The sequence below is a fragment of the uncultured Friedmanniella sp. genome (assembly GCF_964244005.1).
GTDB lineage: Bacteria > Actinomycetota > Actinomycetes > Propionibacteriales > Propionibacteriaceae > Microlunatus.
The window spans coordinates 44073-69674 of sequence record NZ_CAXTHG010000008.1; the positions used below are offsets into that span (position 1 = coordinate 44073).

The following is a 25602-nucleotide window of genomic DNA, read 5'->3' on the forward strand; positions in this document are numbered from 1 at the left end:
AATTCATAAAGTCTATCTTATGCAGGGAATGTTAAAACTGGCGGTCTGCACTGAGTGTAGTCGAGGCTGCTGTCGGCTGACACCTCGCCGTGCTGAGCGAGTATCTCCGGAACGTCCTCAGGAGTGATGCATCGACGGATGGAATGTTGAATGGCACACGTCGGAGGAAGCATAGTAAAAGTCATTCTCTCGAAAGCCTCCTATTCAAGCGGTACCTTACATCTCAAGGCGTGAACCACTACCATCCGCAGATAACGGTACTGGGCGGGCGATCAAATTGGCTGGCTCAGCACCGATCGCCTCGGCAATCCGCTCCAAAGACCGTAAGGTCAGGTTCCGCTCGCCGCGCTCCAACCCGCCCATGTAAGTCCGGTGGACGCCGATCACCTCGGCGAAGGCCTCCTGGCTGAGTCCGCGGCTGGCACGGTAGGCCCGCAGGTTCTGGCCAACCCTCCGCTGCAGATCGCCTTCCATGTCGTGGTCGAGCGTTCCGGAGTGCTACTTGTAGGTCTACATACTTATGAGTAGCATCGGCCGTCCGGGCAGGGACGAGACGAGGAGTAGATCATGAGCGGTGGGGACTTCACGGGGTCGACGGTCACGCGGTACGGGTCGTGGGTGCGACGGGCATGGGACCGTCTGCGGCGCGGGGCAGGCGTTCCTCGCTAGCCAGTGTCCACACGAAGGTAAGGCCAGCCTTCGGTAGCAGCCAGCCGGGCAGCTCGATGTCGATGACCTTGGCGTCGAGCTCGCTTGGCAGCTGTGAGATGCGGCTCTGCTGGGTGGTCGAGACCAGGTCGCCCACGCTGAGGTGCGAGATCGCGGTCTGGGTGTAATCCACCTGGAGCGTCATGTCTCTGGTTGGTTGCGTGAGCTCGAAGAACAGGCGGTGGCCCGACTGCGGCGTGATGACGCGGTAGAGATGCCGGATGCGCACTGGCTTGCCAGCCCGGACGACGTCCTCGCCAATCGAGGCACTATAGACCTGGCCCGACTTCTTGGCACTGCGCCGGATGGGGCGCGCTTCTCCGTCGACGCTGAACTGCAGGAGCTCGAAGGCCTCACGCTGGCTGGCATCGAAGCCGGGTCGCGGCGTCATCAACCAGGTTGAGGTGGCCGGGACATCCGTCACCAGCTCGTGGAACTCGTCACGGTCGGAGACGCAAGCGAAGCGCTGCACGGGGTGGCTCGGCGTCACGGTGTACTCCCACTGGACGCTGACGCTGAAACGAGGGACGCCGATGGCGTCCCTCTCATCCATGGATGAGAGCCGTACCGAGACATCGACGTCATACCAGCGCTCCGGCGCACGGATAGCCTGGTCGCGCACCTGGGTGTAGATCTCCTGGGCGAACTGCCGGTCGCCGAGCCGCAGCGCGAGCACGTTCGTTGCGATGTCGTCGAGCAGCTCCGGCGTAGCCACGCGCTTGAGATCGTCGCTGTTAACGGCGAAGCCGCGAACCACGGCGTCGCGGAAAGCCGGCGCCGACTCACCGAGCAAACGACGAATGCGCTCGTCCTCACGCTGTTCCTTGTCGCGGCCGTCGACGTAGTTGTAGGCAACCACGAAGGCCCCGGTGATGAAGAGCGTCGAGCCAAGCTCAAACACCGGCAAGTGGCGGAGCCAGCTGGATGCGGCGTTGCCTTCCGCAAGCTTTGCCACGAACAGCAGCGCCAGACCGGCGACCGCCGTGACTACCGCGAGCAGCGTGACCTTCAGTTTATAGATGCGCTGGAGTGGGTTGTCCATTCACTCTTATTGTCTCAGCTTCGGGCAATATTGTTAAGTCCAATCTTCAGCCTTCGCGCCACGGGAGGCGCCCATCTTGACCCAAGCTCGCAAACAGCTTCTGCGGTCGCGCTGCCAGTTCCTGAGGCGCGCTACTCTGCTTCGGCCGCACTGGCCTGGAGGCGTCCGCTGCGAGCGCGCTCGTAGTGGGCTCGACACAATCCCCGCGCGTAATACGTGCGAGAGCAATCGTCCACCCAGCACGTCGCGGGATGCACCTTCGGCGAGAAGCGTCCGGCTGTCGGATCGCCATACAGCTTTCGATGTTGTTGGTGGGTCGTACAGAGTGATCCATTTGGCTTGTTGGGGCAACCGGAGACCGCGCAGTCGCCGGCGGGAAGTGCTGCACGTTTCGCCGCAGAAGTTCGACGTACGACTGCATGCAGCTCGTCCCAGCGAAGCGCCCAGTCGACCTCGTCAGCATGCAGCGCCCTTGCAATCCCACTCAGTGCACCGCGGGACGGGACGCGGGCACCTGACAAAGCTCGGCTCACGACGGAATTGCTGACGCCTGTCTGCCGCTCGAGCTCTCTGATCGACGGCCGACCAGCTGCCTCGTGAGCCTCACGTATGCTCCGAAACAGACCCGCCAGTTGGCGTGCGGCCTCGTCTTCTGCCTCGCCCACGATGGCAAGGCTAGCAACGGATGGTGCAGCAAGCGCCGTCCTTGGACTGTCGACGACCGGTTCACTCTGTTGGACCGAACTCGCCTGGCATCTGCGGCCTCCTATCGTTCAGAGGACTGCGGACAGACAAGACCGCGAGCTGGAGGAGAGAGAACAGTCGAGTCGAAGTGATTCGTGTTCGCCCGAGATGTCTTTCGGGGAGAGACTGCTCTCTCCCCTCTCGTGCCATAACGCGGCGGCACGGATCCAGGCAGCATTGAGTCAATCTGAGACCGTGTCACGGAGTTGCCTATCAGCTGCGGTGCTTATCGAACGCCCGCCACACGACCTGGCGTCGGCGGATCGTGTTCTCGCTGTACTTCCGCCGTCTTAGGAGGGCGCAGTACTGCTTGATGTCCGCATCAGACAGAGTCAGAACCTCCTTGCCGCGCTCAGCCGCCCAGTCATGGATCTGTTCGAGGTCCGACCAATAGGCCCGTGCGGTGTTGTAGGTGTAGCCCAAGAGGAAGTCTTCGCGGAGGTCTTCGAAGCGCTGATCACGGACTGGCAGGGCGGCTGCCAGCGGCATGCGGTCCGTCGGATAGCGCGCGGCAGCCGGGGCGTCGTTGGGCGGCGTCGGGGACGGCATGATGCCTGTTCTAGCACGCTGCGCCGTACGCAGTTGCACTCCAGGTGGCTGTAGCAGTGTTATCACGCTCATGCTTTTATGCCTTCTGACTAGGGCCTACGGTCGATCTCGTAGTCATCCACTCGGCATCAGCCCCGCAAGCCGGGCGCCCGTCACATCGACCGAGGAGTCATCTCATGTCCAACCTTCAGCCGTACGCACCACCGTCAGTCCTGTCCGGGCAGGGCCGCGCCGTCGCCCGCATTGGCCAGCAAGCCCAGGTCGCCGTCGCCCGCACGAACGCCGTCGCCGAGATCGAGTCCGCCAAGCTCGACGCCCTCCAGCAGATCGCCGGCCGGGCCATGCAGGGCGTCGCTCTCGTCAGTCAGCTCGAGCAGCAGCTGGCTCAGGTCGTGCCGCTGGCCACGTCCCGTCTGCAGGCGATCGGGGACATGCACGCCCTGGCCACCGCGGAGGTCGTCGCCCAGGCCCCGCGGCGACTCTCGTGACCGTCCTGATGTCGATTCTTGTCACGGCGTTCGTCATCGTCGTCGGTCTTGTCGCACGCCGATTCGGCCGGGTGTGGCTTACCGAGCGGCGGAACCGGAGACGGCGCCTCGAGGTCACGCTGACCGATCTCCAACTGCAGCGCATGACATACCTGGCGCTGTCCGAGCTGCTCGACGAAGCGCGGCGCTCCCTAAGTGACCTCGACCCTCGCCGATGAACCACGCCGGCCTCACCCGGCAGCTCCTCGCCATATGTCTAGCTGTCCTCTTGGCGGCACTCATGCTGCGCTGGGCGGTGCGCATCTTCGAGGAGATCTGGCCGCAGCTGGCGATCGGGGCGGGCGTCGTAATGGCAGTCGTGGGACTTGTGGCGCTTGTTCGGCAACGCAACAGCCGCTGGTAGCTCGGATTTGTCCAGCGGAATCTTACGCTTCTGACCAGTAATCGACTTGTTCCAGTCGGTGTTGTGAAATCCGCAAGCGACATTGACTGTCTACGACTAAAGACATTAAATAGCAGTAGTCACGAATGTCTCTGTTCATAAACAGACGCGTGCGAATCCATCAACTAATTTGAAAGGAGGGCGAAGCCATGTCCAAACCCAAGCGAACCACCATGAAAGGCCGCGGCAAACCGCGCCACATTTCCGTTCGGGCTGTCCGGCGCGAGCAGCCCGACATCGCCCGGCTCGGCCGAGCCGTCGTTGCCATGGCGCTCGCTGCGCAGGCCGAAGCGGATGCCCAGGCCCAAGCCAGCCAGTCGTCGTCGACAGCTGACGACGACAGCCGTCCTATCGAGGACGGGAGTGCCGAATGACCGCCCCCGTTGGAATCAGCTGGCAACAGCTGCACTGGCAGCGACCGCTCGACCCGGCTCGCACTAGCGGACTGCTCCGCCACCTGGCCGCCGACGGTCGTAGTCCCCAGCTGGTTCTGGAGACGAGAGCGACGGCCAGCGGAACGACGAATTACCTCGGCGGTCGGCCCCAGGCGCTGCAGCAAGCCGTCGCGCTCCTGCTGGACGCCCTGCCTGGTACGACTGTGACCTCCGCCGATTCCCCGCGCCGAGCCGCAACTACTGCTACACGGGTCAAGGCATCGACCCGTCACCGGGCGCTGCGCCTGGACGACCCGCTCTTTACCGTCCGGGCTCTGGCCAGTGCGCTGCGCCAGGTTCGCGGCAGTGAGGAACTGGTCGTCCAGGTACTGCTCGGTCCCCGCCGGGTGCCGCTGGCTATCCCGACGAACAGCCCGTCCTCGATCGTCTCGCCGTGGTGGGAGATCGCCTGCCGCGGTAACGGCAAGACTGTCGACAGCGAAAAGCGGGCGGCGCTGCGGAGCAAGGTCGGCGAGCATGGCTTCGCCTGTGTCGTCCGGCTCGGGGTGAACGCCGCTACCCCAGCTCGTCGCCGCAGCCTGCTCCTCGGCATGTTGGCGGCGCTGCGCACCGGTGAATCCGCCGGTCTCCAACTTCGCATCGTCGGAGAAAAACCCAAGCTGCTGAATGATGCCCGGGCACCCTGGCGATGGCCGCTGCGACTGAACGTCACCGAGCTGGTTGGACTGCTTGGCTGGCCGCTCGGTGGTGATGATCTGCCGGGCTACGCGGCCGTCCACCCGCGGCGGCTGCCACCGGCACCCGGCACGACAGCTACCGCCGGCCGCGTCCTGGCGCGGTCCCCGCTCGGCAGCCGCCGACCCATCGGTCTCAGCGCGACCGATGCGCTGCATCATCTGCACGTCCTTGGTCCGACCGGTACCGGCAAGAGCACCCTGCTCGCCGGTCTCATCAGCCAGGACATCCGGGCCGGCCGAGCCGTCGTCGTCATCGAACCGAAGGGTGACCTTATCGACGAGGTGCTCGGCCGCATCCCGCCCGAGCGGCAACAGGACGTTGTCGTCCTCGATCCCGCTGACCCGGCACCCGTCGGATTGAATCCGCTCTCGAGCGCGGGTACACCGCCGGAGCTGGTCGCCGACGGCGTCCTGGCGGTTTTCCGCGGCCTGTACGGCACGGCCATCGGGCCGCGCAGCGCCGACATCCTGCACGCCGGTCTGCTGACGCTGGCGCAGCGCCCAGATGCCTCGCTGGTCATGCTGCCGCTGCTGCTGACCGACCCCGGCTTCCGGCGCTCGCTGACGGCCACGATCCACGACCCGATCTCGCTCGGTCCGTTCTGGGCGGCATACGAGGCCTGGTCGGACGGCGAGCGCCAGGCCGCGATCGCCCCCGTTATGAACAAGCTCCGTCCGCTGCTGCGGCCCGGTGTCCGAGCCGTCCTCGGGCAGCGTGAGCCCCGCTTCGACGTCCGCCAGGTCTTCACCGAACGCAAGATCCTGCTGGTGCCACTCAACCGCGCCCGGCTGGGCCCGGAAGCCGCCGCCCTCATCGGCTCGCTGGTCGTCGCCCGCCTGTGGCAGGCCACCCTCAGCCGCGGCAGCATTGCACCGTCTCGGCGGCACCCCGTGCTGGTCTACATCGACGAGGTCCAGGACTTCCTGCATCTGCCCACCGACATCGCCGAAGCGCTGGCTCAAGCCCGCGGGCTCGGTGTCGGATTCACCCTGGCCCACCAGTTCCTCAGCCAGCTGAGCCCGGAGATGCGCGACGGGCTGCTGGCCAACGCCCGCTCGCGGGTCTGCTTTCAGCTGCCCCACGGGGACGCCGCCGCGGTCGTCAAGGGACATCCCGAACTGGAAGCTGCCGATCTGACGAGCCTCGGCCAGTACGAGCTGTACGCCAGTCTCTTCGGCCGCGGTGCGGTCCGACCGTACGCCTCCGGGACGGCTCTGCCGCCCGAGCAAGCCAGCGCCGACATCCAGGCCATCCGGCGGGCCTCGGCCACCCGCTTTGGACGTCCACTCGACGAGGTCGAAGCCAGCTTCGCGGCACTGCTCAGCCCAACCGGCGGCGACCTCGGGCCAACCGGACGTCGACGGAGGTCGGTATGAGCGACGCAGCTTTCGTGGATGGCGGCTATTCCAGTCGCCGCTCCAGCCGCGTCGATCAGATGGCAGGCATCGCACCTGATCAGCGCATCTTCCTGGCAGCTAAGGCGCCCGAAAGTATCGCTGCTTCGTCTAGCTCTCCTGCGGCGCGCCCGGCGACGCCCTCCGAGCGCCGCGGCGGTCCTGCCGCCGAGTTTTTCGCTCCGGCGCGGCGACTGACTGCTGCCCAACTCGTCGCTGTCCGCGACGGTCTCAGCTCCCGTGACCAACTCGTCCTGGCCAGTCTTGACCAACATCCCTACCTGATAACCGCCCAACTGCAACGACTGCACTTCGCGAGTCACGCCACGGACGGTGCGGCCGGTCGGGTCTGCCGTCGTGTGCTCAAGCGGCTGGCCGGTCTGCGGATCATCGAGCACCTCGACCGCCGCGTTGGCGGTGTGCGCGCTGGCTCAGCGTCCTACGTCTGGCGGATTGGCCCCGTCGGCGATCGGCTGCTGCGGCTCACGCACAACGAGGGCGGACGGCTGCGCCGAAAGGAACCGTCGCTGCGCTACCTGGAACATTGCCTACTGGCTGCCGAAACCCACATCCGGTTGCTCGAGGCCGGTCAGCGCGGCGAGCTCGAGGTCATCCGCGTCGAGGCCGAACCGACCTGCTGGCGGTCCTACCTCGGCCCCGGTGCCGCCCGCGGCGTGCTGAAGCCCGACCTCTACGCCGTGACCGCTGCGCCAGGTGGTGCTTACGAAGATCACTGGTTCATCGAGGTCGACCGGGCCACCGAGAGCATCCCGACGCTGCTCGGCAAGTGCGTCCAGTACGAGCAGTACCGCCGGGCCGGCGTCGAGCAGCAGGCGCAGGGCGTCTTTCCCCGTGTCCTCTGGCTGCTGCCGAGTCAGCAGCGCCGCCAGGGACTGGCCGAGGCGCTGGGCCGCGCTCGCACCCTCGACCGCAACCTGCATCGCCTGACGACGATCAACGAGCTGATTCCGGCAGTGCTAGAGGCCGACCGATGACTGACGCGCCACGTAGCAAGGTCCTGATCGGCGATGCCCGAGAAACGGTGCAGTCCCTCGCCGACGCCAGTATCGACATGGTGCTGACCAGCCCGCCGTACTTCCGGCTGCGCAACTACCGCGTCAGTGGTCAGCTGGGTGCCGAGGACCACGTCGACGACTGGGTGACGCAGCTGCGCGCCGTCGCCGCTGAGGTCGCCCGCGTGCTGACACCGAGTGGCAGCTTCTGGCTGAACGTCGCCGACACCTACTCGGCGCATCCGCGGCAGGGTGGTGCTAGTCGATCGCTGCTGCTCGGCCCGGAGCGGCTGCTGCTGACCCTGCAGGCGGACGGCTGGCTGGTCCGTAACAAGATCGTCTGGGCCAAGACCAACCCGATGCCAACCTCGGCTCGCACCCGCTTCGCCTCGACGCACGAGTCGCTGTTCCTGCTGACCCGCAGTCCGTCCTACTTCTTCGATCTCGACGCCGTCCGGGTGCCGCACCGTTCCCGTCCGTCGACACCGCCGAGGCGCCAGGCAGCCGATCATCGCGCCATCTGGCGGGGACCGAACGCCACTGGTGACAACGGCCTCCGAGCGCTCAAAGCCGCTGGTTTGCCAGGGCACCCGCTCGGCAAGAACCCCGGTGACGTCTGGCAGCTGGCCACCAGTGCCTACCGCGGCCCCCACCCGGCGACATTTCCGCTGCCACTGGCCGAACGGGCGATCCAGGCCGGCTGCCCGGAAGCCGCTTGCGTGAGCTGCCGCCAGCCATGGCGTCGACCGCTGATCCGCCAGCTCGGCGGGAGTGCCGTCCGCGGGGCGCTGGCCGCGACCTGTGGCTGTGCCGCGGGGCACCGTCCTGGCCTCGTTCTTGATCCGTTCTTCGGTGTCGGCAGCACCGGCCTGGCCGCTGAGCGGCTCGGCCGCGACTGGCTCGGCATCGAGCTCAACCCCGACTTCGCCCGCGAGGCCGCGCACCGGCTGCCTGAGGCCCGCGCCGGGCCGAAGTAGCCCATCGGCCCCACACCGCTCGTCGCTGTCATGCGGTCGATTCCCGTGATCCGTCCCCAAGTGACGAATCGTCGACCGCACCGCACCGAGGAGGTAGCGCAAATGTCCACTCTGGACACCCCAGGTAACGGTTCCGACCGCGGCGTCAAGACGCTGGCGATCCGACTGGAGCCTGACATCCACGCCCAACTGAGCCTGATCGCTCAGCTCCGTGGCAGCACCATCACCGACGAGATCCGAGCCGCTCTGACGACGCACATCGCGTCCGTCAAGGCCCAGCCCGACCTCGCTGCCCGCGCCGACGACGTCCTGGACGCCATCGAACGCGAAGCAGTCGCCCGCCGCGCGGCCATCGCCACGCTGTTCGCCCCCACTGCACCCAGTGCGGCCAGCGAGCAGGACGCCGACGCAAGCGAGCCGACTGCCAGCCGCCGCAAGGGCCGTGGTTCGAACACCGAACCGACTGCCTGAGCAGCCAACGGCCGGTGAGCTGATAGGAGGTGGCTTGAAAGGCCAGGACGTCGACCGCACAGTCGGCTGGTGTCCTGGCCAAACCTCAGAGGCGGAAGCGTGCGCACAGCCCGCTCTGACCGCTCGGTGCACCCCAAACCCTGGCAGGGCACGCGACTCGAGACGACATTCGTCTCGCCGCTTCGCCCTGCCAGTAACCCCAAGTATCAGCAGTAAACGAAAGGAGGTGCTATGACGCATGAAGAACAACCGAGACCAGAAAATGAGGAGTCGCAGCCTGGAGCGAATCCGGAGCACGCTGAGTACGAACATCCAGAGATCTGGATTGGCTCGCTGGCCGACTACAACAACGGCGACCTGCACGGCGACTGGATGGACGCTGCCCGGAAGCCGGAGGAGATCCACGCCGACATTCAGCGGATCCTGGCGAGCGGCCCCGCCGCCCGTCGAGGGGAGACCCCTGAGGAGTGGGGCATCTTCGACCACCAGGGCTTCGGGCCGCTCCAGCTCGGCGAGTACGAACGTATCGAGGAGGTCAGCCGCCTCGCCCAAGCCATCGCGACTCATGGACCAGCCTTCGCAGTCTTCGCCAACGACCGCGTCTGCGACTCCGAGGAGGCGACCGTCGAGCGATTCCGGGAGAGCTACCTCGGCCGCTACGACTCTGTCGTCGACTATGCCCGTCAGCTGGCAAGCGATCTGGGCTTCGACGACGCTCTCGACGAACTTCGGCGGGATGTCCGGTCGTACGCCAAAATCGACTATGAGCTCTTCGCTCATGACCTGCAATTTGGTGGAGACATCATCTATGCCCATTCCGATGAAGGCGGCATCTATATCTTTCGGAACGATTAGGAGAGCCTGTCCTGGTGTTTTCCGGGGTGTTGTGAAATGTGCGTCATGTCTACGTTTGAAGACAAGAATGTATTACAATAGATATGTCATGACGCGAAATAACCTCACCATGCACCAAGCACAGGAAATTGCCCGTCTCTTCCGTGACCGGCGCGCCGAGCTCGGCCTATCCGTACGGGCTGTTGCATCCCAAGCCGGAGTCAGCCCGAGTTACGTCAATGTGCTCGAGCACGCTGCCCGGCTAGCACCCCGGCCAGATCTCTTGAAGGCGGTTGCCGAAGCGCTCGAAATTTCCAGCAGCGACCTGTTCGCGATTGCCGACTGGCTCCCGAGACGTGAGCTGCCGAGCCTCCAGCCCTACCTACGCGCCAAGTACGGCCTCGGCAGCCGCGACGCGGCCGAGATCGACGACTACCTCACCCGGCTGCAAGCCCGGCGCGGCGGAGGGAGCGGTCCCGTTGACCGCGAGGACGAGCACTAGCCAGATAGCCAACGTGAACTTCGAAAGGAGGAGCCCATGCAGCCCAACATCAGGAAGACGAAAACTGAGGTGGCCAGCGTGATAGCCAGGCTGCGCCGCCTCGCTCCGGCTCGTCCGCTCACCGTTGACGAAGCGCGTCGCGTCGCCGAGCTCCAGGCGACCAGCCTGCTGCTTAGCGCGGGCGTCCACGAACTGCCGGTGCCGAACGAAGTCATCACCTGCCAGCGCCGGGTCATGGTGGAGTACGACTTCGACATGCCGGACTCGGCGTCCGGTGCCTGTCACTGGGACAGTCAGAGCCGTACTTGGGTGATCACGATCAACGCCAGCCAGTCACACACCCGGCAACGCTTCACCCTGCTGCATGAGTACAAGCACATCCTCGATCACGACCAGCCCGAGCTTCTCGAATCCGCTGACCAGCAGCGCTACAGCCAGCCAGCCGCCGAGTTCATCGCCGACTACTTCGCTGGCTGCACACTCATGCCGCGCACCCTCGTCATCCGCGCCTGGAATAGCGGCATCCGCCGCCCGCAAGATCTGGCGATTCGGTTCGACGTCTCCGAACGAGCGATGGAAGTGCGGCTGGCGCAGCTCAAACTTATGCCTAAAAGCACTCCTCAAACCAACAGCCCGAAGTCCTATCGAACGGAAGCAGCATGACAAGAGCCTTGAGGACGGTGACGCCGGCACCCGTACCGCTCGAGCCCGTTCGGGCTCCGCAACCGCAAGCCGTTGTCTACCTGCGTGTCTCATCAAAGCGGCAGATGGACACCGCCGCGGATGTCGATCCCGAAGGTAACTCGATCGCTACCCAAAGAGAATTCTGCCTGGCGAAGGCTCGGAAGGTTGATGCGACTGTCGTCCGTGAATTTGTTGAACCGGGAAACTCGGCTCAGACTATCGAGAAGCGCCCAGTTTTTCGGGAGCTGTTGGCCTTCCTGACAGAGAACCCGGGCGTCGATTATGTCATCATCTACATGAGATCGCGGGCCTTCCGTAACCTCGGCGACGCCGTCGTGACCAAACGCCGGCTCGCGCGGATGGACATCAGACTGCTGTCTGCGAAGGAAGACTTCGGCGAGGGCATCATGGCTGACGCCATGGAGGCCGTTACCGACATTATCAACGAAGTGCAAGTGCGTATGAGCGGCGAGGATATCCGCGTCAAGATGCGGCACAAGGCTGAGAATGGCGGGACCATCTCGCGGGCGCGATTGGGCTACAAGAACGTTCGGGTCGAGTACGACGGCCGAATGGTCAACACCGTTGGACTGGACGCCGACCGCGCGCCCCTGGTCCGCACGGCTTGGGAGTTGTACTCGACGGGGGAGTACTCCATCGAGCGGCTGTACGCGACCATGGCCGATCTCGGCTTAACCACCCGGCCGTCCCGACGAAGCCCCGCCCAGCCGCTGGCCGCAAGTCAGCTGCACCGGATGCTCAGCGACCCCTACTACACCGGTGTCGTGGTCTACCAAGGCGAAATCTTCGCTGGTCGGCACGACGCGATCGTCAGCCAGGAGCTGTTCGACCGAGTACAAACGGTTCTTGAGCACCGCTCGGCTCGAGGGCAACGAGACCGTGTTCTCCGCCACTACCTGAAAGGGCTCCTGTTCTGCGACCGCTGCCAGAAGGCGGGTCGCACGAGCCGACTGATCTACACCGAGGCGAAGGGCCGGGGTGGCGTCGTCTACGAGTACTACCTCTGCCGGGGACGTCAGGACGGCGTTTGCACGCTGCCCCATCTGCCACTGCGGCAGGTTGAGGATGTGGTCACCCGCTACTACGGACTGCTACAGCTCACCCCGGACTTCCTGGCGGAGACGAGCGGCCTTGTCGAAGCTGTCATGCGCGATGAGCAGCAGACCGTTCGAGATCTTCAGGATGGCTTCCGAAAGCAGCTGCGCAGCTTGGACGTCAAGGAGGAGCGACTCCTCGACCTCGCCGCTGACGGTGAACTTCCCCGGGAGAAGATCCACGCCCGCCTGCGCCAGGTGCAGATCGAGCGGGGGCGGGCCACGCAAGGGCTCAAGGAGACTGGCCGACAGCTCGTTGTCGGAGCCGAGGTACTGCAGACCTACCTCCGCCTGCTCGACCAGCCGCGCGAGCTGTACGGGCGGGCCAGCGACGACGCTCGCCGCGAGCTGAACCTGACCTTCTTCGAGCGACTGTTCCTCGACGATCGGGGTGTAGTCGAAGCGGTGCTGACGGAGCCCATGGTCGAGTTTCAGGACGGCAACCGAGCCTTCGGTCTGGCGATGCAAGGTAAGCAGAAGAAAGAAGGAGAGCCTGTCCTCACAGACAGGCTCTCCCTAGACGACCGAACCGTCCTGTCCGCTGTTTTTTTGGACGGTGGTTCGAGTAAGACGCTTATGGTCGGGGTGACAGGATTCGAACCTGCGACCTCGTCGTCCCGAACGACGCGCGCTACCAAGCTGCGCCACACCCCGTGGCCCAAGAGCCTCGGAGAGTCTAGCCCATCGCGGGCGTCGCCCCCGCATCTGGACGGGCGGTCAGGGTCAGCAGCGTGGCCTCGGGCCGGCAGGCAAAGCGGAGCGGCGCGTACGGCGAGGTGCCCAGTCCGGCCGAGACGTGCAGCCAGGACGTGTGCCCCCCGGCGGTGTGCTGGGAGAGGCCCTTGACCCGGCGCGTGTCGAGGTCGCAGTTGGTCACCAGCGCGCCGTAGCCGGGGATGCAGACCTGGCCGCCGTGGGTGTGGCCGGCGACGATCAGGTCGAGGCCGTCGGTCGCCATCGCGTCGAGCAGGCGCAGGTAGGGGGCGTGCGTGACCGCCAGGCTGACGTCGACGGCGTCCCGGTCGACCGGCCCAGCGACCTCCTCGTAGCGGGCGCGCCCGAGGTGGCCGTCGTCGGTACCGCGGAAGCCGATGCGGACCCCTCGGATCTCCAGCGTGGTCCGGACGTGGGTGAGATTGGTCCAGCCGGCTCGCCGGAAGCCGGCGTCGAGGTCCGGCCAGGGCAGCTCGGCCTGGTTCAGCCGGTGCGGCTCGCTGGGCCGGCGGAGATAGCTGAGCGGGTTCTTGAACGTCGGCGCGACGTAGTCGTTGGAGCCCCAGACGTAGACCCCGGGAACCTCCAGCAGCCGCCCCAGGCTTTGCAGCACGTAGGGGACGGCGTCGGGGTGGGCAAGGTTGTCGCCGGTGTCGATGACCAGGTCCGGTTCGAGCGCGGCGAGGCCGGCCACCCACGCCTGCCGCTCGCGCGAGGAGGGGGTCAGGTGCAGGTCGGAGACGTGAAGGACGCGGACCGGTTCCGATCCGGGCGGCAGGACCGGCACCTGCACGCGCCGCAGGGTAAAGGCCCGTACCTCGACCAGGCCGGCGTACGCCAGGCACGCGGCGCCCACTCCGACGGCGCCCAGCGCCGCCCGGCTCAGCGTGGTGGTGGCACTCGCGGCAGACATAACCCGAAGGCTACAAGCGTTCCGTCCTGCCAGACTGGAGGCATGTCCAACGCTTCGACCCCGCTCAAGGACCGTCTCCGTACCGACCTGACCGCCGCCATCCGTGGCCGCGACAAGGTCCGCTCCGGCACCATCCGGATGGTGCTGTCGGCCATCAGCGCGGCCGAGGTCGCCGGTACCGAGGCGGTGTCCCTCTCGGAGCCGCAGGTGCTCGACGTAGTCATCCGGGAGGCCAAGAAGCGCCGGGAGGCCGAGGAGGCCTTCCTCGCCGCCGGTCGGTCCGAGCTCGCCGACAAGGAGCGCGCCGAGGCGGCCGTGCTCGCCGACTACCTGCCGCAGGCGCTGAGTGCTGCGGAGGTGACCGCGATCGTCCAGGCCGCGATCGAGCAGACCGGGGCCGCGGCCCTCGGGCTCAAAGCCATGGGCACGGTGATGGGCGTGGTCACACCACAGACCAAGGGCAAGGCCGACGGCGGTTCCGTCGCCGCCGAGGTGCGGCGCCAGCTCGCCGGCTGACCTCCATCAGGAGCATGGAGGGCTTGACCCGTTCTGGATCAAACCCTGGTCAACTATCCGCATGAGCAATCCACCGAGCCTGACGGGTCCGGACAAACACGCTCCAGCGGGACGCTCGCGCAGTCTCCGATCACTCACGGTGCTCGGTGAAGTGTTGGGGTACCTGATCCTACTGGTCGCCGCCGGCTGGGTCGGCCTCACCAAGGCCGGCCTGGCGACGGTGCTCACTACCCAGGTCGATGTGGTGAGTGATACCACCGCCCCCGCTGGACCGTGGGGGCTCATGGTCATCTGTACGGCCGTCGGCGCTGTCTTGGCGACGGGATCCCGAGCGTGGGTCGAAGGTCGTCTTGACGTCCTGCAGCTCGGGGCAGCGGCGTGGACGCTCATCTGCCTGGGCGGCTGCACCTTCCTGGGTACCGGATGGGAGTTCACCGGCCTCGACTCGCACTGCGTGTACCGCTCGTGCTGGCCGCGCGGCTACCAGGAAGCTCTGCTTGCTCTGCCGCTCATGGCGACCTGCGTACTGATGCTCGTGATGGCGACACTGGGCAGGTCTCGTCCGTGGTGGTGGCGAGCGCTCATCCCAGCACTCGCCTTCGTTGGCCTGAGCGTCGTTCAAGTAGCGGTGTGGGACCGCTTCGTCGTTCCGATCCTCAACGCTCCGCCGGCTCTCTGAGCTGAAGGGCACGAACGATCGGCGGCAACCCGCGCTCCAGCCCCTGCTAGCCGCCGGCTTTCTTCTTCTTGTCCTCGGCCGCCTTCTTGGCGGCAGCGGCCTTCTCCTTGGCGGCCTTCTCCTTGGCGGCCTTTTCCTTGGCCGCCGCCTTCTTCGCCTTCTCGATGGCTGGGTCCTTGCCCTTCGAGAAGTTCGCGTAGACGGTGCTGTACTGCGGCACCGTGGCGTAGGAGCCCGGCGACCAGCCCAGGAAGGCGTACTTGTCGCGCGAGCTGTAGACGTAGCGGCGCTCGACGGTGAAGCCCAGCTTTTCCAGCTTCTTGGTGGCAGCGTCGATGTCGTAGCTGAGGTAGGGCAGCCGGACCTTCTTGCCCACCACGAGGTTGCGGGAGGGCTGCTCGAACTTGGTGTCCGGCAGGGTCTTGAGGTACTTCTCCATCACCGGTTCCCAGATCTTCGCCCCCGCGTCACCGCTGCCCGAACCCTCCAGCTCTCTGTCGGTCGAGGGGACGTAGTAGTGCTTCACGCCCGTGCTGATGTAGCCCGACTTGTCCCGATCGAACGGCTTACGGGTGCCGTCGACGCTGATCATGGCCACGCCGGCAGCTTCGGGGGTGTAGCCGGCGAACCAGACCGCACGGTTGCTGTCGATGGTGCCGGTCTTGCCGGCCTGGTCGTACCCGTTCAGCACCTTCGCTCGCTTGCCGGTGCCGTTGTCCATCACGGACTTGAGGACTTTGCTGACTCCATCGGCGACGTCCGGGTCGAGTACCTGCTTGCAGTTGGCGCTGGGCACCGGGATCGACTTGCCGGCGGCGTTGGTGATCTTGGAGACGATGATCGGGTCACAGTGCACACCCCGCGCCGCGAAAGTCGCGTAGGCCTCGGCCATCGACATCGGGCTGACCTCGGCCGTACCGAGGGTGAACGAAGGCTTGTCGTTGTACTCCTTGACGATGTCCACGGGCGGGTCACCGATCTGCTGGCCTACCTTGACGCCGAGCTTCTGCGCCATCTTGGTCACGTTGCACATGCCGGCGGCCAGCTCGAGCTGGACGAAGTAGGTGTTCACCGAACCCTCGGCCGCCGTGGTCATGTTGATGGTCCGGTTGTAGCCGAGGACGGAGTTGGCGACCTTGAACTTGCCGTAGACCGGGACGTTGCCGCTGCAGGACTCGTACCGCTTGCCCGAGAAGTCCATCGGCGACTTCGCGTTGAACTTCTTGCTGATCGGGATGCCCTTTTCCAGGGCCGCCGCGATCGTGAAGGCCTTGAAGGTGGACCCGGCCTGGTAGCCCTGGATACCGCCGTGCTCGACGTCAGCCGACAGGTTCCAGTAGGTCTGGCCCTTCTTCTCGTTGCTGCCCATCACCGGCCGGCTCTGCGCCGACGCCACGATCAGTCCGGTGCCCGGCTGGATCATGTTCATCGTCGAGATCAGCGGGTCGGTCGGCGCGACGACCGAGGAGACCTTCTCCTGTGCCAGGTCTTGGGTCTTCGGGTCGATCGCGGTCTTGATGGTCAGGCCGCCCCGGTAGAGCGCGTCGCGGCGCTGGGTCGCGGTCTTGCCCAAGGCCGGGCTGTCGAGGAGCGTGCGCTTCACGTAGTCGCAGAGGAACGGGTAGCGGGTGTCGTTGCAGCCCGCCTGGACGACCTTGACGTCCTTGGTGTCGAACTCGACCTTCTTGGCCTTCTTGGACTGAGCGAGGGTGATGATCTTCAGCTCGACCATCCGGTTGAGCACCACGTCGCGACGGTCGGAGGCCGCCGCGGGGTGCTGCACGGGGTTGTAGGAGTCCGGGTTCTGCACCAGGCCGGCGAGCATCGCGGCCTGCGGCAGCGTGAGCTCACTGGCCGGCACGTCGAAGTAGTGCTTCGCGGCCGACTGGATGCCGTACGCGCCGTCGCCGTAGTAGGCGATGTTGAGGTAGCGCTCGAGGATCTGGTCCTTGGTGAACTTGCGCTCGAGAGCGACCGCGTACCGGAGCTCACGGATCTTGCGCTTCATCGTCCGGACCTGTGCGGCGGCCACGCACTTCTTGTCGCTCTTGCAGGCCTCGATCTGGACCATCTTGACGTACTGCTGGGTGATCGAGGAGCCGCCCTGGGTGCCGGTGTCGCTCGTCTGGTTGCGGATCAGCGCGCGCAGGGTGCCCTTGAGGTCGATGGCGCCGTGCTCGTAGTAGCGGTGGTCCTCGATGGCGAGCTGAGCCTGCCGCATCACCGGCGCCACCTGGCTCAGCTTGATCGGGACGCGGTTCTCGTCGAAGAAGTAGCCCAGCGTCTTGCCGTTGCCCATCAGCACCCGCGACCGGGTGGGTGGGGCCGGGGTGGCCAGCTCGGCCGGCAGGCTCTCCAGCTCGGTCGCGGCTGCCTTGCTGCCGACTCCGGCCATGCCGGCGATGGGGACGAAAAGACCAGCAACCAGGACCCCGGCGAGCACGCTGACGATGACGAACATCACCAGCGAGTACACGACGCTCCCCGCGCGCTTCGGGCTGAATGGCATGCGTGCCAGGGTACGGGAGGTTTCCTGCCGCGCCGAAATCTCCGCTGCGTCCACGCGGACCGTGTCGGCAGGGTGTCCAAGCGCCGTCTGGGGGTGTCGCGGCCGTCACCTGGCGACGGCGCTAGAGGTGGGTCACGGGCGGAGCCGAAGATCACGAATGGGAAAAGGTTCAAGTCCTCCCCCTAGCCAGGGATTGACCCCTGTCCATAGCATACGAGAGTCGCACCGCACGAGGCCGGGGAAGCCTGGTGCGACGTCGCCTAAGGGGAAGTAGAACCATGACCACACTGCACGACCAGGACTGGACCACGCGCGCAAAGTGTCGCGGCCTCGAAGATGGCCTCTTTCCCGAGGCCGCCGACCAGAAGCGCGCCCGCCAGATCTGCGCTGGCTGCCCGGTGCGTTACGAGTGTCTGGCCGAGGCGCTGGACAACCGGATCGAGTGGGGGATCTGGGGTGGCATGACCGAACGCGAGCGCCGGCTGCTGCTGCGGCAGCGTTCCGACGTCACCTCCTGGAGCACGTTGCTGGTCGGCAAGTCCTGACCCCAGGCGTCCCGGGCGGTGACCCAGCGTTGGCTAGCTCAGTCCTGCTTGGCCAGCAGCGCACCGACCTGGCGCAGGCTGGCCAGGTCGGTGACGTCGGTCGGCAGGATCTCCACCAGGGTGCGCGCCACTCGCGGTCGTGACCCCGAGAACCGGCTGAGCAGCTGCTCCTCGGCCTCGACGACCCGCATCAGGTCGGCGTGCCGGCGCAGTGCCTCGACCTCGATCCGGGCGTCCTCGGGCAGGTCCTCGGCCAGCGACCGGGCCCGGTCGGCCGACACCGACAACGCACTGGTGTGGACCCGGTTGACCACCAGCCCGGACAGCGGCATCTGCTCCTCGACCAGCCGGTCCACGAAGTAGGCCGCCTCGCGCAAGGCGTCGCGCTGCGGTGTGGCCACGACCACGAACGTCGTGTGCCGCGACGAGAGCAGCCGGTACGTGACGTCGGCGCGGGCCCGGAACCCGCCGAACAGAGCCTCGAACGCGGCGACGAAGGTCTGCAGGTCACGGATGATCTGGGTGCCCAGCACCTTGTTCATGGCGGAGGAGACCAGCGTGAAGCCCACGCTCATCAGCCGCAGCGGACCGCGGGCCGGCGCCAGCAGCAGCCGGAGGAAGCGGCCGTCGAGCAGCGTGCTCAAGTGCTCAGGTGCGTCCAGGAAGTCCAGCGCCGACCGGGCCGGCGGGGTGTCGACCACGATCAGGTCCCAGCGCCGCTCGGCGCTCGGCTGCCCCTCGCGGACCGCCTGCTCGTGCAGCTGGCCGAGCTTTTCCATGGCCATGTACTCCTGCGTCCCCGAGAACGAGGAGGAGAGCGCCTCGTAGAAGGGGTTGGAGAGGATCTCCTGAGCACGTTCAGGGGTGGAGTGGGCCATCACCACGTCGTCGAACGTGCGCTTCATGTCGAGCATCATCGCGTCGAGGCTGCCGCCCGCCGCGGTGTCGACGCCGAGCACCGGCCGCGGGGTGTTGTCCAGCTCGCCGAGGCCGAGGGACTGGGCGAGCCGCCGCGCCGGGTCGATGGTCAGCACGACCACCTTGCGGCCCGCCTCGGCGGCGCGCAGGGCCAGTGCTGCGGAGGTGGTCGTCTTGCCCACACCGCCGGAGCCGCAACAGATCACGATCTCGCATCCCCGGTCGGCGATCACCGCGTCCAGGTCGAGGAAAGCGACCGGGTCGACCACCGGGGCGGGCCGCTTGGGTCGGCGCGCGGCCATCAGGCGGCCTCGAGCTCGAGCTGGCCGCGCAGCTGGTCGGCGATCGAGAACAGCGCCGCCTCGTCGATCCCTGCCGGGTCGAACGGGACGGCGGCCAGCGGCAGCGACAGTCCGGTCAGCCGGGTGTGCCGCTCCTGCTGCTGCTGGGTCCGGGCCGCGTCCACAGCGAACTCCGCGGCCAGCGCGCGGTTCTGCGCTTCCGACCAGCCGGGTACCGCGACGGTCAACGTGCCGGCGGCGGCCTGCTGGAGCTCGTCGGGGTCGAGCGGGGTCGGGGTCACCATGTTCTCGATCACCGACCCGACGGCGATCCTGGTCGGTCGCAGTGCGGTCACCGCTTCCTCGGTCTCGGTCACCGGCATGTCCTCGAGCAGGGTCACCAGGTGCACCACGGTGGTCGCCGACCGCAGCACGGTCATGATCGAGTCGGCCTGGTTGCGGATGGGGCCCATCCGGGCCAGCCCCGAGACCGCCTCGTGCACGTTCAGGAACTGCGAGATCCGACCGGTCGGCGGGGCGTCGAGGACGACGGCGTCGTACGCGCCGGGACGCCGGGTGGGGCCGCGCCGGACCGCCTCGTACACCTTGCCGGTCAGCAGCACGTCACGCAGCCCGGGCGCGATGGAGGTCGCGAAGTCGATGGCGCCGAACTTGTCGAGGGCCCGGCCGGCCAGCCCCAGGTGGTAGAAGGTCTCGAGGTACTCCAGCAGCGCGTCCTCGGCGTCGATCGACAGTCCGTGCACGTGACCGCCGGACGGCGTACGGGTGAGCCGGCGCTCCTCGTCCCCGACCAGCGCCGGGACGCCGAACAGCTCGGCGAGACCGCCGCGGCCCTCGACCTCGCAGAGCAGCACGCGCCGACCGTCCACCGCGAGCGCGCAAGCCAGGGCGGCCGCGATGGTCGTCTTGCCCGTACCGCCCTTTCCGCTGACGATGTGCAGCCCGTGCCGCGGCGCGGGCGGCGTGGGTCGGCCGTCCGGGCTGGGGGTCCGGCTCACGAGGCGGTGGGTGCGGCGGCCGGCGGCAGGTCGGTGATCGTCAGCCCGGCGTGGGCCTTGTAGCGCCGGTTGATGGCGATCAGGTTCGCGGTGAACGCCTCCACCTGACCGGCGAGGCGCAACCGGCCGGCGTACACGCCGCGCGCACCGGGGATCGCCGTGGCCAGCTCGCAGACCGTGGCCACGGCCTCGCGGTCCTCGCCGAGCACCAGTACGTCACCCTCGATCCGCGTGACGGCCGGGTCGTCGAGGTGCACGGCACTGACGTGGTGGAAGGCGGCGACGACCGTCGAGTCCGGCAGCAGCTGCTGCGCCTCCTGGGCCGCCGACCCCGCCTCGACCGGCAGCGCGTACGGGCCCTGGCCGTCGAAGCCGAGCGGGTTGACGCAGTCGACCACGATCTTGCCGGCCAGCTCCTCGCGCAACCCGGTGAGCAGCTCGGCGTGGCCCTCGTACGGCACGGTCACCACGACCAGGTCCGCGTCGGCGGCCTCGGCGTTCGTCCCGCCCACGACGTGGCCGACCTCGGCATAGCCGGCGGCGACCTCCGCGGCGCGGGTCGTCGAGCGGCTGCCGATCACCACCTCATGGCCAGCGGCAGCGAAGCGTCGGGTGAGGCCACGGCCCTGCGGTCCGGTCCCGCCGAGGATGCCGACCTTCACCGGGGCAGACCAAACGGGATCCGGGAGCGCATGGGGCAAATTGTAGTGGCGGTGGGCGTAGGGCCGGTCGTGCGTCCTCATGACGGTGCTGTCCTGGTGACGGTGCTGTCCTGGTGAGAGTGCCGTCCTCATTACAGTGAGGCCATGACCAAGTGGGAGTACGTGACCGTTCCGCTGCTGGTGCACGCGACCAAGCAGATCCTCGACAACTGGGGGCAGGACGGCTGGGAGCTGGTCCAGGTCGTCCCCGGGCTCAACCCCGAGAACCTCGTGGCCTACCTCAAGCGACCCCTCGCTTCACCCGGGGCATGAGCTCACCGTCGGCCCGCCTCGGCGAGCTCGGCCTGACCCTGCCGGCGGTGGCGACGCCTCTGGCGGCGTACGTGCCGGCCGTCCGGGTGGGCCAGCTCGTCTTCACCGCCGGCCAGCTGCCCAGCGTCGAGGGCCACCTGGCCGTGACCGGCAAGGTGGGGGCTGAGGTCAGCCCCGACGAGGCCGCCGCCTGCGCCGGCGTCGCCGTGCTGAACGGGCTGGCCGCCATCGCCGCGGAGGTCGGCGGTCTCGACGCCATCGTCCGGGTGGTCAAGGTGACGGTCTTCGTGGCGAGCGACCCCGGCTTCACCGGGCACGCGCACGTCGCGAACGGGGCCAGCCAGCTGCTCCGCGACGTCTTCGGCGCCGTCGGCCAGCACGCGCGCAGTGCCGTGGGGGTCGCCGTGCTGCCGCTCGACTCGCCGGTGGAGGTCGAGCTCGTCGTCGAGGTGGCCGCCACGCCCACCGTCCGACCGCTCTGATCCTGCGGTGTCGCACTCCTGGGACGTGCTGGGCCGGCTCCCGACCGCCGTTCCGCCGGCCCTCGCGGAGCAGGCCGCCGGATGGCCTTCCGGTGCGGTGCCGGCGTCGCCGCGCCGCTCGTCCAGCGTCGTCCTGCTGCGGGACGCGGCGGCCGGTGTGCAGACCTATCTCCTGCACCGGCACGCGCGGATGTCCTTCGCGGCGTCGATGGTCGTCTTCCCGGGCGGCGGGATGGACCCGGCGGACACGTCGGCGGCGGATCCGCTGCGGGCCTGCGCCGTCCGCGAGACCGAGGAGGAGACCGGGGTCCGGCTCGCCCCCGAAGCCTTGCTGCCCTGGGCGCACTGGGTGACTCCCGAGGTCGAACCGCGTCGTTTCGACACCGCCTTCTACCTTGCCGCGCTGCCTCGTGGGGCGGTGGCCGCCGACGTCTCGGGTGAGACCGACCGGGCGGAGTGGCGGAGCCCGGCGTCGGCGCTGGCGGCCGCCGACCGGGACGAGCTCGGCTTGATGCCGCCCACCCGCTCCGTCCTGCTCGAGCTCGCCGCGGCCGCAACCGTGGCGGAGCTGCTGGGCGCCGCGCGCGACCGGGTGGTGCGCCCGGTGCTGCCGCAGCTGGTGCGCGGACCGGCCGGCTGGCGCTTCCGCTACCCGTCACCTCTGGCCGCACGCCTGGACGCCGAGGCGGGGCGCCGGGCCAAGGACCGGACATGACCGGCCTGCCCGCGTACGTCCAGCTCGTCCGAGCGCCCAACCCGGGCCCGATGACCTTGGACGGCACCAACACCTGGCTGGTGGGCGACCCGACGCTGGGCCCGCCGCTGGTGGTCGATCCCGGGCCGGCGATCGAGACGCACCTGGCGGCCGTCCTCGCCGCGGCGGGTGGCCGGCTCGCCGGGATCGTGCTCACGCACCGGCACCTCGACCACTCCGAGAGCGCGGCCGACCTGGCGCGGCGGGCGGGCTGCGGCGTCCGGGCCCTCGACCCGCAGCTGCGGATCGGTGCTGACGACCTCGAGGACGGCCGTCCGATCGAGGTCGGGGGCGTGACCCTCACCCCGTACGCCACCCCCGGCCACACCAGCGACTCGTGCTGCCTGCTGCTGCGTGGTCCAGCCGGCGCCTGGCTGCTGACCGGCGACACCGTGCTGGGCCGAGGAACGTCGGTGATCACCCATCCCGACGGCAACCTGGGCGCCTACCTCACCTCGCTGGACCGGCTCCAGCGGCTGGTCGCCGAGGAGGCGGTGGTCGCCCTGCTGCCCGGTCACGGACCCCTAGTCGACGAGCCCGCGGTGTGGCTCACGTCCTATCAGCGGCACCGCCACGAGCGGCTCGAGCAGGTGCGGACGGCTCTGGAGGCGCTGGCGGCCGAAGGTGTCGGCGCCGACGTCGCCCAGCTGGCCGACCGGGTCTACGCCGGTCTGGACCCGGCGGTACGGCCAGCGGTTGAACAATCAATTCAAGCTCAATTGGTCTATCTTTCTTCCTTTTCTGCCGATTCCTGACATTATCTATACGGAGGGTTTTCGGGGCCAGAAAGCGAAAGCGTGGCGCGGCCAGGTTTAGGGTGAGAGGTGTCAGGGATGGCGACAACGAAGTACCTTTTCTACTACATGTTGCGACCTTTTCCTGACCCTGAAGCCCTTCGCCTCTGGCAGGTCGAGCTGGGCGCCCGACTCGGCGTCAGCGGCCGGGTCGCCGTCTCTCCCCAGGGGCTGCACGGCGTGGTCGGAGGCAGCCTGCCCCACCTCGGTGCGTACGCGCTCGCCACCCAGCGGCACCCGGCGCTGACCGACCTCCGCTTCTGCTGGGGCGAGGGTCGCGGGCCCGAGCCGGGCGAGCTGAGCGTCAGGGTGCAGGAGGACGTCTCGGGTTTCGGGGCGCGGGCCGAGCGTGAAGTGACCGAGTCCGGCGGCTGCGGCGTGCACCTGACGCCTCGCGAGGTGCACGAGCTGGTGGCGGCCCGCGGCCGAGAGGTCGTCTTCTTCGACGGCCGCGACCACCGCGAGGCAGAGGTCGGTCGGTTCCGGGGTGCCCTGGTACCGGACGCGAACCAGGCCCGCGACGTGCTGCGCGACCTGCGCAGCGGCAAGTTCGACGCGCTGAGGGACCGGCCGGTGGTGACCTACTGCACGGGCGGGGTCCGCTCGGAGATTCTCACCTCGATGATGCGGCACCGGGGGTTTTCCGAGGTGTACGTGTTGGACGGCGGGATCATCTCCTACGGCACTGCCTTCGCCGACCGGGGACTGTGGGAAGGCACGCTCTACGTCCTCGGTGAACAGGTTCAGATCGTTTTCAGCGAGAACCCCACGGTGATCGGTCGGTGCGAGAGCTGCGGCGCGAGCACCTACTCCTACCGGGAGTGCGTCGCGCCGCTGTGCAGCGCGCACGCGCTGCTCTGCAACGGCTGCGCCGACTTCGCACTCTGTGCGGCCCACCGCAACTAGGAGTCTCCTAGGGCGGGCTCGCGGCGGCGTGCGGACGGACTCGTAGCCGACGCTGGACCTGTGCACAGGTAATGCACAGGATCGCCGACGATGGTCGAAGCATGACGTCAGACGACCAGCCCGGGCTGCCCACCCCACCCTTGGGGAGCTACTCCTCCGGCGGCTACTCAGGACCGCAGTACCTGCCCAGCGACTACGCCGCGGCCCAGCCCGCCGCGCCCCAACCGGCCGCGGGTTACACCCCGGCGGACTTCCCGGCCCCGGCCGGCGTCCCGCCGCTGGCGCCGCAGCCGCTGGTCAGCGGAGTGGCCACCAAGCCCCGGCGCCGCGTCGGCGTCCTGTTCGCCGCCGCCTCGCTGTCGGCCGTCATCGGCGCGGGGGCGGGCGTCGGTTCGTACGCTTACCTCACCGACGCCCCCACCACCAGCGCCTCGACCATCTCGGTGACGACCGCTGCCGCGAGCCAGGTGCCGACGCTGAACGGCACCGTCTCGGCGGCGGCGGCCAAGATCCAGCCCTCGGTCGTGACCATCACGGTGCAGAGCGGCCAGTCCGGTGACATCGGCAGCGGCGTGGTGCTCGACCGTGAGGGCCACATCCTGACCAACGACCACGTGGTCGCCGCCTCGTCCGCGTCGACCGAGCCCGGCTCGACCGAGCCCGGCCAGACCGAGTCCGGGCAGTCCTCCACGGCGAGCAGCATCACCGTCACGTTCCACGACGGCACCACCGCCAAGGCGAAGGTGGTCGGCACCTCGGAGACCAACGACCTGGCGGTGATCAAGGTCGACGACGTCAAGAACCTGACCCCGGCCGTGTTCGCCAAGTCCGAGGGAGTGACCGTCGGGCAGGCGGTCGTCGCTGCTGGCGCGCCGCTCGGCCTGTCGGAGTCGGTGACCAGCGGCATCGTGTCGAACACGGCCCGTCCGGTGCGGTCGGGTGACAACGACGACGCGGTCTACCTCGCGGTGCAGACCGACGCCGCCATCAACCCCGGTAACTCCGGCGGTCCGCTGGTCGACCTGAACGGGTCGGTCCTCGGCATCAACTCCTCGATCGCCAGCACGGGCTCGTCCTCGGGCAGCACCACCCAGTCGGGCAACATCGGGATCGGCTTCGCCATCCCCTCCGACGTGGCGGTCCGGGTGGCGGGTGAGCTGATCGCGAACGGCACCTCGGTCAACGCGGCGCTCGGGGTCACCGTCGGCGGCACGGACTCGGACCTGTCCACCGCCACCGGCGTACCGCTCGAGTCGGTGACCAGCAGCGGCGCGGCCGCCAAGGCCGGCCTGCAGCAGGGCGACGTGGTCACCAAGATCGACGACTTCGCCACCACGACCTCCGACGGCCTGATCGCGGCCACCCGCTTCTACGCACCCGGCACCGAGGTCAACCTCACCTACACCCGCAACGGGGGCTCCCCGCAGACCGCCAAGGTCACCCTCGGCCAGCAGTAGCCGGTCGCGGGCCGACAGAGTGTGAGTGAGTGTCCCGACATCGGG

General features: G+C 67.8%; 29 protein-coding genes, 1 tRNA gene and 1 pseudogene. 20 read left to right on the top strand and 11 right to left on the bottom strand.

Annotated features, from left to right (window positions below):
- Positions 1-216: 216 nt before the first annotated feature.
- The 4 genes from ACFE76_RS06915 to ACFE76_RS06930 all read right to left on the bottom strand — a co-directional run bounded on the left by ACFE76_RS06915 (position 217) and on the right by ACFE76_RS06930 (position 3043).
- Complete coding sequence (locus ACFE76_RS06915; protein WP_375431009.1) at positions 217-474, bottom strand: helix-turn-helix domain-containing protein; 258 nt, start codon at positions 472-474, stop codon at positions 217-219.
- Between the two features lie 124 nt (positions 475-598).
- On the bottom strand, positions 599-1750 hold the full coding sequence (locus ACFE76_RS06920) for a hypothetical protein (RefSeq protein ID WP_375431010.1): 1152 nt from the start codon (positions 1748-1750) through the stop codon (positions 599-601).
- A gap of 131 nt (positions 1751-1881) precedes the next feature.
- Complete coding sequence (locus ACFE76_RS06925; protein ID WP_375431011.1) at positions 1882-2415, bottom strand: helix-turn-helix domain-containing protein; 534 nt, start codon at positions 2413-2415, stop codon at positions 1882-1884.
- 292 nt (positions 2416-2707) lie between these two features.
- On the bottom strand, positions 2708-3043 hold the full coding sequence (locus tag ACFE76_RS06930) for a site-specific integrase (RefSeq protein ID WP_375431012.1): 336 nt from the start codon (positions 3041-3043) through the stop codon (positions 2708-2710).
- Between the two features lie 176 nt (positions 3044-3219).
- Here ACFE76_RS06930 and ACFE76_RS06935 point away from each other — a divergent pair, with 176 nt between their 5' ends.
- The 11 genes and pseudogenes from ACFE76_RS06935 to ACFE76_RS06985 form a co-directional block, all read left to right on the top strand.
- Positions 3220-3531 (top strand): hypothetical protein, encoded by a 312-nt coding sequence (locus ACFE76_RS06935; RefSeq protein WP_375431013.1) that lies wholly within the window; start codon positions 3220-3222, stop codon positions 3529-3531.
- Entirely contained in the window at positions 3528-3749 is a 222-nt protein-coding gene (locus tag ACFE76_RS06940) for a hypothetical protein (protein ID WP_375431014.1), read from the top strand. Before ACFE76_RS06935 ends, ACFE76_RS06940 begins: the two co-directional genes overlap by 4 nt.
- Positions 3750-4122: 373 nt before the next feature.
- Positions 4123-4347, top strand: coding sequence for a hypothetical protein (locus tag ACFE76_RS06945; RefSeq protein WP_375431015.1), 225 nt, complete (start codon positions 4123-4125; stop codon positions 4345-4347).
- The gene (locus ACFE76_RS06950) at positions 4344-6482 is read left to right on the top strand and encodes a type IV secretory system conjugative DNA transfer family protein (protein WP_375431016.1); all 2139 of its coding nucleotides are present in this window, start codon (positions 4344-4346) and stop codon (positions 6480-6482) included. Before ACFE76_RS06945 ends, ACFE76_RS06950 begins: the two co-directional genes overlap by 4 nt.
- Positions 6479-7495 carry a replication-relaxation family protein gene (locus ACFE76_RS06955; RefSeq protein ID WP_375431017.1) on the top strand — a complete coding sequence of 339 codons (1017 nt, stop codon included), beginning with the start codon at positions 6479-6481 and terminating at the stop codon, positions 7493-7495. The genes ACFE76_RS06950 and ACFE76_RS06955 overlap by 4 nt, the downstream gene beginning before the upstream one ends.
- Positions 7492-8490, top strand: a complete 999-nt coding sequence (locus tag ACFE76_RS06960) for a DNA-methyltransferase (protein WP_375431018.1) — start codon at positions 7492-7494, stop codon at positions 8488-8490. Before ACFE76_RS06955 ends, ACFE76_RS06960 begins: the two co-directional genes overlap by 4 nt.
- Positions 8491-8592: 102 nt before the next feature.
- Entirely contained in the window at positions 8593-8961 is a 369-nt protein-coding gene (locus tag ACFE76_RS06965; protein ID WP_375431019.1) for a hypothetical protein, read from the top strand.
- A 231-nt stretch (positions 8962-9192) separates the two neighbouring features.
- Positions 9193-9816 carry an antirestriction protein ArdA gene (locus tag ACFE76_RS06970; protein ID WP_375431020.1) on the top strand — a complete coding sequence of 208 codons (624 nt, stop codon included), beginning with the start codon at positions 9193-9195 and terminating at the stop codon, positions 9814-9816.
- Positions 9817-9904: 88 nt separating this feature from the next.
- The gene (locus ACFE76_RS06975; protein ID WP_375431021.1) at positions 9905-10297 is read left to right on the top strand and encodes a helix-turn-helix domain-containing protein; all 393 of its coding nucleotides are present in this window, start codon (positions 9905-9907) and stop codon (positions 10295-10297) included.
- Between the two features lie 36 nt (positions 10298-10333).
- Entirely contained in the window at positions 10334-10960 is a 627-nt protein-coding gene (locus ACFE76_RS06980; protein WP_375431022.1) for an ImmA/IrrE family metallo-endopeptidase, read from the top strand.
- A gap of 104 nt (positions 10961-11064) precedes the next feature.
- Positions 11065-11844: pseudogene (locus tag ACFE76_RS06985) on the top strand (recombinase family protein); the annotation flags it as partial.
- A 249-nt stretch (positions 11845-12093) separates the two neighbouring features.
- Here ACFE76_RS06985 and ACFE76_RS06990 read toward each other — a convergent pair.
- From ACFE76_RS06990 to ACFE76_RS07000, 3 genes are all read right to left on the bottom strand, one after another.
- Positions 12094-12564 carry a hypothetical protein gene (locus ACFE76_RS06990; RefSeq protein ID WP_375431023.1) on the bottom strand — a complete coding sequence of 157 codons (471 nt, stop codon included), beginning with the start codon at positions 12562-12564 and terminating at the stop codon, positions 12094-12096.
- 109 nt (positions 12565-12673) lie between these two features.
- A tRNA-Pro gene (locus tag ACFE76_RS06995) sits at positions 12674-12750 on the bottom strand.
- Between the two features lie 22 nt (positions 12751-12772).
- Positions 12773-13723, bottom strand: coding sequence for a metallophosphoesterase (locus ACFE76_RS07000; RefSeq protein ID WP_375431024.1), 951 nt, complete (start codon positions 13721-13723; stop codon positions 12773-12775).
- 42 nt (positions 13724-13765) lie between these two features.
- Between ACFE76_RS07000 and ACFE76_RS07005 the strand changes: the two genes are divergently transcribed.
- Positions 13766-14239 (top strand): GatB/YqeY domain-containing protein, encoded by a 474-nt coding sequence (locus tag ACFE76_RS07005; RefSeq protein ID WP_375431025.1) that lies wholly within the window; start codon positions 13766-13768, stop codon positions 14237-14239.
- 139 nt (positions 14240-14378) lie between these two features.
- Positions 14379-14918, top strand: a complete 540-nt coding sequence (locus ACFE76_RS07010) for a hypothetical protein (RefSeq protein WP_375431026.1) — start codon at positions 14379-14381, stop codon at positions 14916-14918.
- A 46-nt stretch (positions 14919-14964) separates the two neighbouring features.
- On the opposite strand, the gene ACFE76_RS07015 is transcribed toward ACFE76_RS07010, so the two are convergent.
- Complete coding sequence (locus tag ACFE76_RS07015) at positions 14965-17427, bottom strand: transglycosylase domain-containing protein (protein WP_375431027.1); 2463 nt, start codon at positions 17425-17427, stop codon at positions 14965-14967.
- Between the two features lie 278 nt (positions 17428-17705).
- Here ACFE76_RS07015 and ACFE76_RS07020 point away from each other — a divergent pair, with 278 nt between their 5' ends.
- Complete coding sequence (locus ACFE76_RS07020) at positions 17706-17972, top strand: WhiB family transcriptional regulator (protein ID WP_375431028.1); 267 nt, start codon at positions 17706-17708, stop codon at positions 17970-17972.
- A gap of 38 nt (positions 17973-18010) precedes the next feature.
- On the opposite strand, the gene ACFE76_RS07025 is transcribed toward ACFE76_RS07020, so the two are convergent.
- The 3 genes from ACFE76_RS07025 to npdG are packed head-to-tail and all read right to left on the bottom strand — an operon-like array spanning position 18011 to position 20852.
- Complete coding sequence (locus tag ACFE76_RS07025; RefSeq protein ID WP_375431029.1) at positions 18011-19192, bottom strand: ArsA family ATPase; 1182 nt, start codon at positions 19190-19192, stop codon at positions 18011-18013.
- Positions 19192-20190, bottom strand: coding sequence for an ArsA-related P-loop ATPase (locus ACFE76_RS07030; RefSeq protein ID WP_375431030.1), 999 nt, complete (start codon positions 20188-20190; stop codon positions 19192-19194). Before ACFE76_RS07030 ends, ACFE76_RS07025 begins: the two co-directional genes overlap by 1 nt.
- Positions 20187-20852: an NADPH-dependent F420 reductase gene (gene npdG, locus ACFE76_RS07035; RefSeq protein ID WP_375431031.1), complete on the bottom strand. Its 666-nt coding sequence runs from the start codon at positions 20850-20852 to the stop codon at positions 20187-20189. Before npdG ends, ACFE76_RS07030 begins: the two co-directional genes overlap by 4 nt.
- A 144-nt stretch (positions 20853-20996) precedes the next feature.
- On the opposite strand from npdG, the gene ACFE76_RS07040 reads away from it, so the two are divergent.
- From ACFE76_RS07040 to ACFE76_RS07065, 6 genes are all read left to right on the top strand, one after another.
- Positions 20997-21164 (top strand): DUF4177 domain-containing protein, encoded by a 168-nt coding sequence (locus ACFE76_RS07040; RefSeq protein WP_375431032.1) that lies wholly within the window; start codon positions 20997-20999, stop codon positions 21162-21164.
- The gene (locus ACFE76_RS07045; RefSeq protein WP_375431033.1) at positions 21161-21646 is read left to right on the top strand and encodes a RidA family protein; all 486 of its coding nucleotides are present in this window, start codon (positions 21161-21163) and stop codon (positions 21644-21646) included. Before ACFE76_RS07040 ends, ACFE76_RS07045 begins: the two co-directional genes overlap by 4 nt.
- 7 nt (positions 21647-21653) lie before the next feature.
- Positions 21654-22361 carry an NUDIX domain-containing protein gene (locus ACFE76_RS07050; protein WP_375431034.1) on the top strand — a complete coding sequence of 236 codons (708 nt, stop codon included), beginning with the start codon at positions 21654-21656 and terminating at the stop codon, positions 22359-22361.
- The gene (locus ACFE76_RS07055; protein ID WP_375431035.1) at positions 22358-23155 is read left to right on the top strand and encodes an MBL fold metallo-hydrolase; all 798 of its coding nucleotides are present in this window, start codon (positions 22358-22360) and stop codon (positions 23153-23155) included. Before ACFE76_RS07050 ends, ACFE76_RS07055 begins: the two co-directional genes overlap by 4 nt.
- A 78-nt stretch (positions 23156-23233) precedes the next feature.
- The gene (locus ACFE76_RS07060; protein ID WP_375431036.1) at positions 23234-24100 is read left to right on the top strand and encodes a rhodanese-like domain-containing protein; all 867 of its coding nucleotides are present in this window, start codon (positions 23234-23236) and stop codon (positions 24098-24100) included.
- 101 nt (positions 24101-24201) lie between these two features.
- The gene (locus ACFE76_RS07065) at positions 24202-25557 is read left to right on the top strand and encodes a S1C family serine protease (protein ID WP_375431037.1); all 1356 of its coding nucleotides are present in this window, start codon (positions 24202-24204) and stop codon (positions 25555-25557) included.
- The last annotated feature ends 45 nt before the right edge of the window (positions 25558-25602 follow it).

What these genes read in the sequence shown, in the direction of transcription:
- ACFE76_RS06970 (WP_375431020.1), top strand. Translation starts at nt 9,193, where the DNA reads ATGACGCATGAAGAACAACCGAGACCAGAAAATGAGGAGTCGCAGCCT.
- ACFE76_RS06960 (WP_375431018.1), top strand. Translation starts at nt 7,492, where the DNA reads ATGACTGACGCGCCACGTAGCAAGGTCCTGATCGGCGATGCCCGAGAA.
- ACFE76_RS06920 (WP_375431010.1), bottom strand. Translation starts at nt 1,750, where the DNA reads ATGGACAACCCACTCCAGCGCATCTATAAACTGAAGGTCACGCTGCTC.
- ACFE76_RS06950 (WP_375431016.1), top strand. Translation starts at nt 4,344, where the DNA reads ATGACCGCCCCCGTTGGAATCAGCTGGCAACAGCTGCACTGGCAGCGA.
- ACFE76_RS06980 (WP_375431022.1), top strand. Translation starts at nt 10,334, where the DNA reads ATGCAGCCCAACATCAGGAAGACGAAAACTGAGGTGGCCAGCGTGATA.
- ACFE76_RS06945 (WP_375431015.1), top strand. Translation starts at nt 4,123, where the DNA reads ATGTCCAAACCCAAGCGAACCACCATGAAAGGCCGCGGCAAACCGCGC.
- ACFE76_RS07040 (WP_375431032.1), top strand. Translation starts at nt 20,997, where the DNA reads ATGACCAAGTGGGAGTACGTGACCGTTCCGCTGCTGGTGCACGCGACC.
- ACFE76_RS06975 (WP_375431021.1), top strand. Translation starts at nt 9,905, where the DNA reads ATGACGCGAAATAACCTCACCATGCACCAAGCACAGGAAATTGCCCGT.
- ACFE76_RS07065 (WP_375431037.1), top strand. Translation starts at nt 24,202, where the DNA reads ATGACGTCAGACGACCAGCCCGGGCTGCCCACCCCACCCTTGGGGAGC.
- ACFE76_RS07045 (WP_375431033.1), top strand. Translation starts at nt 21,161, where the DNA reads ATGAGCTCACCGTCGGCCCGCCTCGGCGAGCTCGGCCTGACCCTGCCG.
- ACFE76_RS07015 (WP_375431027.1), bottom strand. Translation starts at nt 17,427, where the DNA reads ATGCCATTCAGCCCGAAGCGCGCGGGGAGCGTCGTGTACTCGCTGGTG.
- ACFE76_RS06965 (WP_375431019.1), top strand. Translation starts at nt 8,593, where the DNA reads ATGTCCACTCTGGACACCCCAGGTAACGGTTCCGACCGCGGCGTCAAG.
- ACFE76_RS06915 (WP_375431009.1), bottom strand. Translation starts at nt 474, where the DNA reads ATGGAAGGCGATCTGCAGCGGAGGGTTGGCCAGAACCTGCGGGCCTAC.
- ACFE76_RS07020 (WP_375431028.1), top strand. Translation starts at nt 17,706, where the DNA reads ATGACCACACTGCACGACCAGGACTGGACCACGCGCGCAAAGTGTCGC.
- ACFE76_RS07005 (WP_375431025.1), top strand. Translation starts at nt 13,766, where the DNA reads ATGTCCAACGCTTCGACCCCGCTCAAGGACCGTCTCCGTACCGACCTG.
- ACFE76_RS06930 (WP_375431012.1), bottom strand. Translation starts at nt 3,043, where the DNA reads ATGCCGTCCCCGACGCCGCCCAACGACGCCCCGGCTGCCGCGCGCTAT.
- ACFE76_RS07055 (WP_375431035.1), top strand. Translation starts at nt 22,358, where the DNA reads ATGACCGGCCTGCCCGCGTACGTCCAGCTCGTCCGAGCGCCCAACCCG.
- ACFE76_RS06955 (WP_375431017.1), top strand. Translation starts at nt 6,479, where the DNA reads ATGAGCGACGCAGCTTTCGTGGATGGCGGCTATTCCAGTCGCCGCTCC.
- ACFE76_RS07025 (WP_375431029.1), bottom strand. Translation starts at nt 19,192, where the DNA reads ATGGCCGCGCGCCGACCCAAGCGGCCCGCCCCGGTGGTCGACCCGGTC.
- ACFE76_RS07060 (WP_375431036.1), top strand. Translation starts at nt 23,234, where the DNA reads ATGGCGACAACGAAGTACCTTTTCTACTACATGTTGCGACCTTTTCCT.
- ACFE76_RS06935 (WP_375431013.1), top strand. Translation starts at nt 3,220, where the DNA reads ATGTCCAACCTTCAGCCGTACGCACCACCGTCAGTCCTGTCCGGGCAG.
- ACFE76_RS07000 (WP_375431024.1), bottom strand. Translation starts at nt 13,723, where the DNA reads ATGTCTGCCGCGAGTGCCACCACCACGCTGAGCCGGGCGGCGCTGGGC.